This window comes from Bacillus sp. FJAT-22090 (genome assembly GCF_007676755.1).
Lineage (GTDB): Bacteria > Bacillota > Bacilli > Bacillales_A > Planococcaceae > Psychrobacillus.
Genome location: NZ_VEBK01000003.1, coordinates 375,669 through 387,539, shown reverse-complemented (window position 1 = coordinate 387,539; position 11,871 = coordinate 375,669). Strand labels below are relative to the sequence as shown.

Here is an 11,871-nt window from a genome sequence, read left to right as displayed (position 1 = left end):
AAAGCAAAATTCACTGGGTGTTTTTTTGTCTTTGCACTTTAATTTCTTTCTAATAGTTCAGTAATTAGTAGGAGACTGACTCAAGACTTATGACTGAATTCAAAATAAGGAAATTGAAATATAGTGAGAGTATTAAGAAACTTGATGAAGGAAACTTTGGATCCGAGTTAACTTCAAAATTGAAGGAGTTCATTAAAATGAAAAGGTTATATAACGACTCACGATTCCGACTAATTATTTTTGCCAATATTGCTTCATCTATTGGATCTGGCATTACCATGATTGCAATACCTTGGTTACTCGTATCAAGTAATAATGGAAGTGAAGTATTTGGATATGTCACGTTAAGCATGACTATCATTAGCTTTCTGATTACTCCACTAATAGGTAGCCTGATTGATAAAACCTCTCGGAAAAAAATGCTTTTAACAAGTAAAATGATATGTCTGATTGTGTTGCTGTTGTTTGCACTCATCGGATTTGTCGGTCTATCTTATGAAGTGTGGCATTATATTATCATTTATATGATTGGAAGCTTATATTACACTATTTTTTTTCCTACGATGTTTGCTTTAAATCAGGAAATATTTCAAAAAGATCAATATAAAGTGCTAAATGGAACAATGGAAGTGCAAGGACAACTATCTAGTGTAATAGCAGGTGCTTTAGCAAGTATCTTATTATCCAAGTGGGATTTACAATACATATTACTGCTTAATGTATTGACTTATTCGGCGGCGATGTACTTTTACTTCAAAATTCCTTATGTAAGAGATAGCATAGGTAGAACGAAGGAAGCTTTCAAACCGAAAAGTACGGAAGGTTTATTGTACATGCTAAAAAGACCGGCCATGTTTTTATTTCTATTTTTCTCTATCATGCCATTTATCGGTGTTATGATTACTAACTACTTGTTTCCTGTATATTTAGCAGATGTTCTAAAAGTTTCGGGAAGTTTTTATGGTATACAAAGCATGGTTTATGGAGTGGGAGCAGTGGTTGCAGGTATTATTGTGCCAATCATAGCCCGTAAGCTAGGAGACGAAAGGACGATAATTTATAGCGTGATTACTTACACCATCGCTATTTCACTAATTATATTGGCCAATATCCCTTTCTACCTATCACTTATGTTTTTGATCGCACTAGGAAATAGCGGGTCTAGGGTAGCTAGAAACTCTTTCTTAATGGACCAAATTCCTAACGAAATAATAGGAAGAGTGGATAGCTTATTCCGTACAATTGGACTTTTACTTAGAACTGGACTACTGGCAATCTTTACGGGTATGGCATCCACGGGCTTAATTATATATTGCTTTATCATACTTAGTGGAATACTAGTCATCTCTTCTATATTCGTGACTGTTTCTTCGAGAAAAGGCTTTGAGACAAAAGGAAAGGCTACGAAACTTACGATGAAAATAAACTAATATAGAAAACTTGATTCAATCACCAAAATGTGTATAATATAAATCAATTGTATACGAAAAGTTTTCTAGGGTTCCGCAACGAGTTGGTTGGTCTGTGACCGAGAGAAAACGCGCAGTATTTACTGTGTCACGGAAGGATAAAAGCCTGGGAGAAACTGTTTTTTACAGTTCTCTTGGGCTTTTTTTATTTTAATAAATAGGGGGTTTGTATGGTGAATAAAGAATGGTTGAAAGTATTCATTGCGGCTTTTTTTGAAGTGTTTTGGGTTATCGGTTTAAAACACGCCGACGATTTTTGGACTTGGGGAGGAACAGTTATTTCTATTGTGATCAGTTTCTATTTAATGATCATAGCTGGCCGGAAACTGCCTGTTGGAACGGTATATGCCGTTTTTGTTGGTATGGGTACTGCAGGAACAGTTATTTCCGAAGTCTTATTCTTTGGAGAGGCATTTAAAATGAGTAAAATGCTTTTAATTGTTGTCTTATTGGCGGGTGTAATTGGATTGAAAGTAGTTACAAAAGACAAAGTTCAGGAAGGGGATGTGTCCTAATGGCATGGATTTCTTTAGTTGTTGCCGGAGTATTTGAAATGTTTGGTGTCACAATGATTAATAAATTGCATAAAGAGCGAACTTGGCAATCCTTCATGCTTTTGTTCTTCGGATTCGGGGGAAGTTTTCTCTTTCTTGCATACGCGATGAAGACACTTCCGATGGGTACTGCTTATGCAATTTGGACAGGGATTGGCGCATCTGGAGGAGCTATTTTAGGCATGTTGTTATATGGGGAGGAAAAAGATTGGAAGAGACTTATTTTTATCGCAATGGTCTTAGGTGCAGCGATCGGATTGAAGCTAGTCTCTTAACACTTTCTAGTGTTAAGAGAGGTACTTCTACGAACGATTTGCTTTACGATTCATTAAGAAAAATGTGGTACCAGCTATAAATAGACCGGTACTTAACCACATCGCTATTCCGTTCCATTCTCCATTAAATAATGTAATATTGGTGAGCGTGATAAATTGCATTAAAACAATGATAATATACAGTCCAGTTATTGCTTTCATAAAATCCTCTCCTTTTGTATATACTTATTTCTTCGTTCTAATAGTTGATAATCTTTTGTTTTAGATGTTGGAATTTCATGATTATATGCAAACGTAAGTAATTCACGGAAGATCTCAGAAGGTGAAAAAAGAACAAGTCGCATATTAAAACCTTTTTTTACACGAACGAGAGCCCCTGGAGTGCTCCATCCATAACGTTTGAACTCAATTTTGTTTAATTGATGAGGATAAATTACTCTTTTGTAAACACGAGTAGTCAAAACGGAGACTTCGTAAGTCAAACGATCACTCTGAATAGTGAAAGTATAATTGATAAAAAATGCTGTAATGAGGAATAGCGCAAGCAAAATATAGTAATAGAATAAGCCACCAAAAGAATTCGTGATAACACTATATACAATATTTGTTATTGGAATTAAAAATAATATGGCTAAAAACGACCTTTGAGTTTTAGCATGGAAAGCCATTTGATTTCACCTCATTAAAGTAAATAATCTTTAATCAGCGTAAGTAAAGTCATATATATGATGAAAAGACCTAAAGAAAGACTAATAGAAAAGTTTAAAGGATCATGTTTCCTTTGTTCGTAGAAATTAGTTATCGATTGAGTGCATATCAAAAGTAAAATTAGACTAATAGAAGATGGTGCCATGATAATAGGTATGAATAATAAGGAGACTATTGTTACTTTTGAGATGGGATGTTCGTATAAATAACTCAAGAAGTCAACAGCTCCCTATCTGATGGTTATATATGTTAATAACATAACATTTGTGGAAGATAATAACCAACTATTTCGGAAAGTTCTGTATATTATTTGTGGGATATATTCCTGAAACCATTTTTTCTTAAATCCGTATACTAGTTAAGTAGAAAAAGGAAGAAGGATGATCGTATGACGTTTGTTTTTATTATTTCGGCAGTTGCAGCAATTGTTACTGCATTACTAGTCGTACCATTGACAGCTAAAAGAAAAGACATGGTCTCTTCTTTAATCAGCCTAGCGGTTTTAACATTTATCGTATTAGCGATTGTATATTATATGACGAATTTAGATCGGAATTGGCTGGCTTTATGGCCAATCGTTGTACTTGCCACATTAGCGGGTACTGTTTTGTCAAAAGGGGTAGAGCAAAAAGCAAAAGGTATACTGTTCTTAGCAAGTTTAGTCATGGCCATCTATATGCTATCCGCCTCTGTTTGGAATGCTGATGAAAAATTTGAAGTAGCTAAAATGGATGAGCAGGTAGAAATCGAAGCGTTTGATGAAACAAAAACGCCTGCAAGTGTACCACCAAAGTTTGCAAGAAACAAAATGAAAAAAGCATTTGGGCAAGTTCCAAATACAAGCTATTATGAATTAGGTAATCTACAAATTCAAAAAGTGAAAGATGAATACGTTTATATTGCGCCTGTAGAGTTTTCTGGATTTTTCAAATGGTGGAATGGAGATGTGACTCCTGGTTATTTTACAATGAGTGCAACAGATTCCTCGGATAATCCTGAGTTCATAGAGGCGGATATGAGTTACACGCCGTCTTCTTACTTTCATAAAAATTTAGAAAGACATATGCGTATGAAGCATCCAACGAAAATTTTCTATGGGGATGTTCAGCTAGAAATAGATGAGGATGGTAAACCCTATTATATCCGTTCATACGGGAAATTCATCTCTGCGCGTAACGGTTTCGATGTAGAAGGGATTGTTGTAGTAGACCCTGCTACAGGTCAAACAGATGCTTATGCCCTGGCAGATGTTCCTGCTTTCATAGATGGAGCAGTGTCGCCGGAAACGGTTAGCCTGCAAAATAGCTATTACGGGAAATATATACATGGTTTTATGAATAGTTTATTTGGTAAGAAAGATGTGAAGCTACCATCTGATGAAGGAACAGAAGCAAATGTGAGTCCGATTTTCGGTGAAGATGGAAAAATGTATTACTTCACAGACTTTACGAGTCCAAAAGAGGGTGTCGATTCGATGCTTGGGTATTCTTTGACAGATGGTCGGACTGGTAAAGCCACTTACTATACTGGAAATCTAGAAGATTCTTATATGGATTCACAAGGGGCACTACAAATTATTGAAAAGAAATTTATCGAGAAAAAGTGGCAAGGTGAAATGCCTGTACTGTACAACTTCTACGGGGAAGCTAGCTGGTTAACGCCTGTACTTGATTCGAATGGGTTTTTACAAAACTATTTCATCGTATCAGCTGCAAATCCAGAAATCTCCGTGTACGGAAATACGCCGAACGAAGCACTGAAATTGTATAAAACAGCGATTCAACGCGGAGGAAGCTCAGTAGACGGAAGTTCCAATGCAGAAGAAAAATCAGTAGCTGGCACAGTTGTCAGAGTGTTTAAAGAGCGTATCGGAGACTTCACACAAATTTCGTTCTTGCTAGACAACAAACAAAACTATATTGTTTCTTCGGAAGTAGCTCCACTTGCTGTTTATATGGCAGAAGGAGATAACGTGCAAATTAAATTCCTGAATACAGGAGAATTATTCTTACCAGTTAAGGAACTGACAATACAAGGTATTGAGCAGGAATAAATAAGAATGTCGACAAGTCCTAAATTATTGGACTCGTCGACATTTTTTTGTATATCAATTTAAAACTTTATTTGTCTTCTATTAGAAAATATAATTCCTCGTCGTCATTCATGACAGTTATATTAGGCTTTATATCTGGGGCTGTGTCATAATAGTGGCTTTCTACCTGATTTAAAGCAAATTGAAGGTAATAGAATAATTGTACCATCTATTTTGATAAATGCTTGTATCTGTTCCTTTTATTTAGTTGAGAAACTATCACCAGTATTCCCATCTAATATTTCTATTTTCGTTACTTTTGTAAGAATTCCTTTATATTTATCTTCTATTAATGTAGTTTCCATTCCACAACCTGTATAGGTAAGCTTAGAAATAACAACGCCAACAGAGTGTGTTTCTCATGCTCCCTCTTATCAGTTAAACTTTTAGACGTTTTGAGATATAAAGTGTTACAACTGCTCGGAAAAGAATAAAAAACCTTATAGGGTTTGTATTATAATAATAACCAAGCAAAGCAGAAGGAGGGATTCCTTGAAAGTTCATTATTTAACAATAGGTGAAGTGGCAAAACTCAGTAATATATCCATTCAGACGTTACGTTTTTATGATCGAATAGATTTGTTTAAGCCAATAAAGATTGATCCGAAAAATCAGTATCGATATTATCAAAATACCCAATTATACTATTTGGATATTATTAAATCATTAAAATATCTTGGGCTATCCTTAGAAGAGGTTAAATCTGTATTAACATTAACTCCAGATGAATTAGTTAGTTATCTAGCGGAACAGGAAAATAGGATTGACGAGGAATTTCGAAGACTGATTGAAACAAAAGAAGTATTGAAACGAAAAAAAGAACAAATACAATCATTTGCAGTTGAGTCTACTAGGATGAATATAAGTGAAAAAAAAATGCCTGCACAAAAAATAGTGAAAATAAAAACTTCCAACATAAGCATTAATGATATTCCAAATAAGGAATATGGTCTTATGAGCAAAGTACTTGAAGACATGGGCAGTGTGTTTGATACGTTATACGGGGGGGCATACTCCTTGAATAGGTATGAGTCACTAGACGATATTCATTACGACTATCTATTTACGCACATAGTGACGGATAAAGATATAGACGTGGACTTGGAAGATGTAGAAATAAGCTCGATACCTGAAGGGACGTATCTCAGTATCACCTTTGCTTTAAAAGAGGATGCATACGAAATTTGTTATCGAAAATTGATGGATTATATTGATCAGCACCAGACGAAAATAGAACCGATTGTATATGACGTTTGGATGCCCATAAATTTCACCGCTTCCAACGAGGATGAATTCTTAATCGAATTAAAAATACGCATTCAAGCTGCTTGACCCTATAGTTACTATAGGGTTTATTTTTATAAACGGAAAGAATTTTTGACTAGATAGTAAGGAGCATGAAAATGGTTATGCAAAAAAGTAGTTTAAATAAGACAATATATTTAGTACTTGTAAATTTATTTGTAGTGTTTTTAGGAATAGGACTAGTAATTCCGGTAATGCCCTCATTGATGAGAGAAATGGATCTGGAAGGTGCTACAATGGGGTACTTAGTGGCAGCCTTTGCATTTATACAATTATTAGTATCCCCTATTGCAGGTAAATGGGTTGATATGTTTGGACGCAAAAAAATGATTGTGATTGGTATGCTTCTTTTTGCGTTATCCGAGATGCTTTTCGGATTTGGGAAAGATGTAACGGTGCTATATATTTCTCGGATGTTAGGTGGAGTTAGTGCTGCATTCATTATGCCAGCAGTAACGGCATTTGTAGCAGATGTCACCTCTTTAAAAGAAAGACCAAAAGCAATGGGCTACTTAGCAGCAGCTATTAGTACAGGTTTTATTATAGGTCCTGGAATTGGTGGATTTTTAGCTGAATATGGAACAAGACTTCCTTTCTTTTTTGCAGCAGCATTAGGGTTCTTGGGTTCTGTTTTTTCCCTTATTATATTAAAGGAACCTAAACGACCAGAAATAGAAGAAAAGAAAACAGATAAACAAGCAGCAAAATCAGGGTTCCGTAAATTATTGGAACCAATTTACTTGATTCCTATGTTGATCATTCTAGTTTCCAGTTTTGGCTTGGCAGCTTTTGAAACAGTCTATTCTTTGTTTGTTGATCATAAGTTTGCATTTACACCAAAAGATATCGCGTTAATCATTTCAGTTAGCGGAGTACTCGGTGTTATTGCACAAGTGTTGTCTTTTGACCGTATCGTCGGAAGAATTGGAGAGATTAGGCTAATACAAGTTTGTATGGGTGTATCGGCGGTATTCATATTTGCTATGATTAAAGTATCGGCGTATTGGTCAATATTGCTTGTGACTTTTGTCATTTTCTTGATGTTTGATCTAATACGTCCTGCATTGACAACGTATTTGTCCAAAATGGCTGGGGATGAGCAAGGCTTTGTAGGGGGATTGAATTCTACTTTTACGAGTGTAGGAAATATAATAGGCCCTGGGATAGCGGGAATTTTATTTGATGTGAATGTCAATTATCCATATGTACTAGCCATGTTCGTCCTTGCACTTAGCTTTGGGATAACGTTGTTTTGGAAAGAACGAGCTAATTAAAGCTTCATAAATTGAAAGGAGCAAAGAAATGCATATTTATATAATTACCGGTACTACGAGCGGGATAGGTTTAGAGCTTACCAATCAATTATTAAAATTGGGCAAGACGGTTTACGGGATTGCAAGAAGAGAAAATGGGATTGAGCATGAGAATTATCACCATGTTCTATTTGATTTAGCGGTAACTTCGAAACTCGGGGACACAATGGAAAAGATCGTTTATGAGACAGTCGAGAAAGCAACTTCCTTCACCCTCATCAATAATGCGGGAACAATTGAACCAATAGGAATGGCTGGAGAGCTGGACAGTGATCTTGTTGCTAAAAGTATTGCCGTTAATTTAGCAGCACCAATGATTTTAACGAATGCATTTATTAAAATGTTAGCGGAAAAGGCTATTCCGAAAAAGGTTATTCAAATTTCATCTGGAGCCGGTCGCAATGCTTATGAAGGCTGGAGCAGTTATTGTGCTGGAAAAGCTGGACTAGATCGATTTACAGAAGCAGTGCACTTGGAAGAATTGAAAAAGGAAAATGGAGTAAGGTTAATTTCTATTGCTCCAGGAATAATTGACACGAATATGCAGGGAACAATACGTCAATCTAAAGAATCAGCGTTTCCTCTAGTTGACCGATTTAAAGATTATAAAACGACTGGAAAGTTAAGTAGTCCAGAAGACGTCGCTGCGACACTTATTCAACTAATCGAAAGTGATCAATTCTATCAAATAGATGTGCTAAGTGATTTACGTAATCTATAAAGGAAGTCATTTTGTCTTTTCATGAAAATCCGATACAATAGTACGTAGAGTATTTGATTGTGAAATGGAGGACTAGTAGTGCGTGAAGGAACAGCCTTACAAAAAGAAGCAATGGACATGCTAAAAAAAACAAGCAGAACATTTTATATCCCAATCACTTTTTTGGAACCGAAACTAAAGAAGGCCGTAGCTTCAGCTTATTTATGCATGCGAGCGATTGATGAGATAGAGGATCACGAAGCACTAGGATCGAAGGAAAAACAAGCATTATTGCGTGAAACGAGTAAAATGTTGAAAACAGAATTTGATGCCGAAGAATACAGACAGCTAGTGGAGCCTTATAAGGATATACTTCCAGAGGTATCTTTGAGACTAGGAGATTGGCTAACTATTTGTCCAACCGACTTAGTAGATAAGGTAAAAGAATCTACAAGTGAAATGGCCGAAGGGATGGCCAAATGGGTAGAAAAGAATTGGCAAGTGAAAACGAAAGAAGATCTTGATGAGTATACATATTATGTCGCAGGTCTTGTAGGCGTGATGCTTTCTGACTTATGGAAGTGGAATGCAGATATAGATACGGACCGAGAACTGGCAATTGCATACGGTCGAGGACTTCAAGCAGTAAATATTCTGCGAAACAAAGACGAAGATAGCGAAAGAGGAGTACAGTTTTTCCCAGAGGGCTGGACCCGTGAAGACATGTTTCACTATGCGGAAGGCAATTTAGCAAGGGCAGACGAATACATTAAAAGTATTAACCGAAAAAGCATTGTCCTGTTTTGCAAGCTACCACTAGCACTTGCACATAAAACTTTAAAAGCTTTGAAGAGTGGAAAAGAAAAAATGACTCGCGCGGAAGTAGAAGCAACTGTGGAAGAAGTGCAGGCCGAGGTTTAATGATAAAAGTCCCTAGGAGGTTATATTTTCTTCTAAGGACTTTTCCTTTTTATATACAATCTCCTTGCCTTTCAAATACCAATACTTATAAGGTTTGCTGTTATTCTCCCGTATTAAAATTTATAATGTCCATTGTTCGATTTCTTCTAAAAAGGCATATGTAAAAAACAACCACATATAAAACTAAAGCAACTATTCCAATTAGATGATTAATAATAAATTGGATGGAGCGAATATTCTCTCTTTTTTCAATCAATATGCGACTTGGCAAGCAACCATATAGGTAATGACTTACTTAATGCAACATAGGTAGCTGGAAGTCTAACATAGGTTAAAAAGCTTCTTTTCTAAAAAAACCTACAATCAAAAGAACTATACCAATGATAAAAAATGCAGGGAACAACAACATCATCATTCCAACCGCTGCAAATCCGTCTCCTTCTATAATTCCAATAGTAATGCTAATGATCCAACCGAAAAATGGAGTAAAAATAAAAATGGTAATAAGTCCCCAAATGATTAACTTTCTTTTAATGCTCTTTTTCAAAGTCAAAATAAATCCAAGAAATACACCACCAAAGATTATTAAACTAGCAAGAACAATTGCATTGCTCATTTTAAAACTCCATTCTGTTTTGGTTTAACTTAAAAAGTAAGGATAATACATAATAATAGTTATAAAAAAACTGATTCCTGCAAATATTAAAAGACCCAAAGTGATGGGGGACATTTTGAAATGAAATTGCTTTATACCACCGCTGTTTTGCCCAGTCCATCCCTTTGTATAGCCATTAAATTGATTATTGTTTTGGTTAAAATACAACTGAGACAACCAAACACAACCGAATATAGCAATTCCCCCTAAAAATATTGTATCAATGAAACCCCATTCGAAAAAAAGCGAAACTCCCCAAAGTACCACTGTTTCGATAGCTATTGTTGTTAACACAATATAACTTTTTTTCATAAGAACTACCCCTCCGAAAATTTATTTGTGTATCTGAAATCTTTTGTTTAAGTTTGGACAATTCTAAATACATAGTAATTTTACGTAGGTTAATGATAATAGTTTCATTTATTTTACAAATGTAAAAAGCGCCAGAAGATATCTTCAGGCGCTGCGTAAAGGATTTATATTATATTGCTCTCACAAACAATACTTTCAAATAATTTCCTTCTTTGAAAAGAGGGGAGGTTCTAAAATCACTAGGAAGTGAAAATTCTTCTTCAATTGAATATTTACGATTAATGTCTTTAAAAGCTTTTTCTACAAAAGTTTTAAACTTTTTCATTCCAAATGTTGCATTGTTTGTAGATGCTACGATGATCCCGTTCTTCTCTGTAATAGCGATTGCGTCTTTTAAAAGATTAGTGTAATCCTTCGCAGAGCTAAATGTATATTTCTTTGAACGTGCAAAGCTTGGAGGATCAAGAATTACCATATCAAAGGCTAATTCTTTTCGTTTAGCATATTTGAAGTAATCGAATACGTCCATAACAATAATGTCTTGGTTTGCTGCATCGATACCGTTCACTTCAAATTGCTCGGTCGTTTTGCTTAAGCTTCGTTTTGCAAGGTCCACACTTGTTGTTTTTTTTGCACCACCTGCTGCAGCAAAAACAGAAAAAGCCCCAGTGTAAGAAAAGGTATTAAGGACATTTTTTCCTTTCGCATAAGAGTCTCGAATTGTTTTACGAACATCACGTTGGTCTAAAAACACGCCAACCATTGCCCCGTCGTTCAGATAAATAGCAAAATTTTGTCCATATTCTTTTACGATCAGTGGAAACTCACCACGTTCTCCTTTAACAAAATCATCATCCTCTAAATATTGCCCTTTCGTATCAAAACGTTTCTTCTCATAAATTCCTTTAAAGGAGACAGCTGTCTCCAAAGCCTCCAAAATCGTATCTTTAAAGGAATAGATCCCTTCGCTATACCAGCTAATTAAGTAAAACCCGTCGAAATAATCAATCGTTAAGCCACCAATACCATCACCTTCTCCGTTAAATACACGGAAGGCAGTTGTATCCTTATTATCAAAGTAATCTGTACGCTGTTTAATCGCTGTAGTTATTTTCTTATGAAAGAAAGCAGTATCTATTGGCTCATTTTCATTTTTAGTCAAAAGCCAGCCTATCCCTTTATTTTGCTTTCCGACATATCCTTTTCCAACAAACTTGTCGGAAGGGTTACGTAGTTTTATAATTGCTCCATCGTTTAAGGAATCTATGTCGGTAAAACCGTCTTTCAGTAGGATCGGAACTCCTTTCTGTAAATCTTGTGCTAGGGAGTCTTTTACTTTTATATCTAGTTCTTTTCGCATCATAGGTATCCTCGAATTTCATTTTTCTTTCATTATCACATATCAAACCATTTAAAAAAAGAAAAGCGCTAAATTGAATAAATAATTCTCAACGCAATAAAAGTGCTATTGTGTCCTTTTATAATTCTTTTCCCAAGACATCAGTAGAAACTTCTATGTTGGTCTAAATATCCATGCTAATTTAGGAGGTATTTTTAAATTTCTTAA

The 11,871-nt window shown here is 35.4% G+C and carries 13 protein-coding genes and 1 riboswitch; of the genes, 8 read left to right on the top strand and 5 right to left on the bottom strand.

Translation table 11 applies throughout. The annotated features are described in order from the left end of the window. The first annotated feature begins 89 nt into the window (after positions 1–89). The 3 genes from FS486_RS06785 to FS486_RS06775 all read left to right on the top strand — a co-directional run bounded on the left by FS486_RS06785 (position 90) and on the right by FS486_RS06775 (position 2,298). Entirely contained in the window at positions 90–1,430 is a 1,341-nt protein-coding gene (locus FS486_RS06785) for an MFS transporter (protein WP_395940838.1), read from the top strand. 54 nt (positions 1,431–1,484) lie between these two features. Then, a riboswitch (guanidine-I (ykkC/yxkD leader) is annotated at positions 1,485–1,584 on the top strand. A gap of 58 nt (positions 1,585–1,642) precedes the next feature. Next, on the top strand, positions 1,643–1,984 hold the full coding sequence (locus FS486_RS06780) for a DMT family transporter (RefSeq protein WP_144510621.1): 342 nt from the start codon (positions 1,643–1,645) through the stop codon (positions 1,982–1,984). Further along, entirely contained in the window at positions 1,984–2,298 is a 315-nt protein-coding gene (locus FS486_RS06775; protein ID WP_144510551.1) for a DMT family transporter, read from the top strand. Before FS486_RS06780 ends, FS486_RS06775 begins: the two co-directional genes overlap by 1 nt. Before the next feature lie 27 nt (positions 2,299–2,325). Here the strand turns inward: FS486_RS06775 and FS486_RS20090 are convergent, their stop codons facing one another. Next, positions 2,326–2,499, bottom strand: a complete 174-nt coding sequence (locus FS486_RS20090) for a hypothetical protein (RefSeq protein ID WP_186321382.1) — start codon at positions 2,497–2,499, stop codon at positions 2,326–2,328. Next, positions 2,496–2,966, bottom strand: a complete 471-nt coding sequence (locus FS486_RS06770; RefSeq protein WP_144510550.1) for a hypothetical protein — start codon at positions 2,964–2,966, stop codon at positions 2,496–2,498. The genes FS486_RS20090 and FS486_RS06770 overlap by 4 nt, the downstream gene beginning before the upstream one ends. Positions 2,967–3,394: 428 nt before the next feature. On the opposite strand from FS486_RS06770, the gene FS486_RS06765 reads away from it, so the two are divergent. The 5 genes from FS486_RS06765 to FS486_RS06745 all read left to right on the top strand — a co-directional run bounded on the left by FS486_RS06765 (position 3,395) and on the right by FS486_RS06745 (position 9,337). Further along, positions 3,395–5,059 (top strand): sulfite exporter TauE/SafE family protein, encoded by a 1,665-nt coding sequence (locus FS486_RS06765; RefSeq protein ID WP_144510549.1) that lies wholly within the window; start codon positions 3,395–3,397, stop codon positions 5,057–5,059. Positions 5,060–5,590: 531 nt separating this feature from the next. Continuing rightward, positions 5,591–6,430 (top strand): MerR family transcriptional regulator, encoded by an 840-nt coding sequence (locus tag FS486_RS06760; RefSeq protein WP_186321381.1) that lies wholly within the window; start codon positions 5,591–5,593, stop codon positions 6,428–6,430. A 77-nt stretch (positions 6,431–6,507) separates the two neighbouring features. Beyond that, complete coding sequence (locus FS486_RS06755) at positions 6,508–7,677, top strand: MFS transporter (RefSeq protein WP_144510620.1); 1,170 nt, start codon at positions 6,508–6,510, stop codon at positions 7,675–7,677. Between the two features lie 28 nt (positions 7,678–7,705). Beyond that, positions 7,706–8,437, top strand: coding sequence for an SDR family NAD(P)-dependent oxidoreductase (locus tag FS486_RS06750; RefSeq protein WP_144510547.1), 732 nt, complete (start codon positions 7,706–7,708; stop codon positions 8,435–8,437). Between the two features lie 78 nt (positions 8,438–8,515). Next, on the top strand, positions 8,516–9,337 hold the full coding sequence (locus tag FS486_RS06745; protein WP_395940837.1) for a squalene/phytoene synthase family protein: 822 nt from the start codon (positions 8,516–8,518) through the stop codon (positions 9,335–9,337). 331 nt (positions 9,338–9,668) lie between these two features. Here FS486_RS06745 and FS486_RS06740 read toward each other — a convergent pair whose 3' ends face one another. The 3 genes from FS486_RS06740 to FS486_RS06730 form a co-directional block, all read right to left on the bottom strand. Next, positions 9,669–9,953: a hypothetical protein gene (locus tag FS486_RS06740; RefSeq protein ID WP_260858038.1), complete on the bottom strand. Its 285-nt coding sequence runs from the start codon at positions 9,951–9,953 to the stop codon at positions 9,669–9,671. A gap of 24 nt (positions 9,954–9,977) precedes the next feature. Further along, positions 9,978–10,304, bottom strand: coding sequence for a hypothetical protein (locus FS486_RS06735; protein WP_144510546.1), 327 nt, complete (start codon positions 10,302–10,304; stop codon positions 9,978–9,980). 169 nt (positions 10,305–10,473) lie between these two features. Beyond that, positions 10,474–11,664: a class I SAM-dependent rRNA methyltransferase gene (locus FS486_RS06730; protein ID WP_144510617.1), complete on the bottom strand. Its 1,191-nt coding sequence runs from the start codon at positions 11,662–11,664 to the stop codon at positions 10,474–10,476. Positions 11,665–11,871: the final 207 nt, after the last annotated feature.

Excerpts from the sequence above, each read along its gene's own strand:
- FS486_RS06785 (WP_395940838.1), top strand. The coding sequence starts at position 90 with ATGACTGAATTCAAAATAAGGAAATTGAAATATAGTGAGAGTATTAAG.
- FS486_RS06775 (WP_144510551.1), top strand. The coding sequence starts at position 1,984 with ATGGCATGGATTTCTTTAGTTGTTGCCGGAGTATTTGAAATGTTTGGT.
- FS486_RS20090 (WP_186321382.1), bottom strand. The coding sequence starts at position 2,499 with ATGAAAGCAATAACTGGACTGTATATTATCATTGTTTTAATGCAATTT.
- FS486_RS06770 (WP_144510550.1), bottom strand. The coding sequence starts at position 2,966 with ATGGCTTTCCATGCTAAAACTCAAAGGTCGTTTTTAGCCATATTATTT.
- FS486_RS06765 (WP_144510549.1), top strand. The coding sequence starts at position 3,395 with ATGACGTTTGTTTTTATTATTTCGGCAGTTGCAGCAATTGTTACTGCA.
- FS486_RS06755 (WP_144510620.1), top strand. The coding sequence starts at position 6,508 with ATGCAAAAAAGTAGTTTAAATAAGACAATATATTTAGTACTTGTAAAT.
- FS486_RS06750 (WP_144510547.1), top strand. The coding sequence starts at position 7,706 with ATGCATATTTATATAATTACCGGTACTACGAGCGGGATAGGTTTAGAG.
- FS486_RS06740 (WP_260858038.1), bottom strand. The coding sequence starts at position 9,953 with ATGAGCAATGCAATTGTTCTTGCTAGTTTAATAATCTTTGGTGGTGTA.
- FS486_RS06735 (WP_144510546.1), bottom strand. The coding sequence starts at position 10,304 with ATGAAAAAAAGTTATATTGTGTTAACAACAATAGCTATCGAAACAGTG.
- FS486_RS06730 (WP_144510617.1), bottom strand. The coding sequence starts at position 11,664 with ATGCGAAAAGAACTAGATATAAAAGTAAAAGACTCCCTAGCACAAGAT.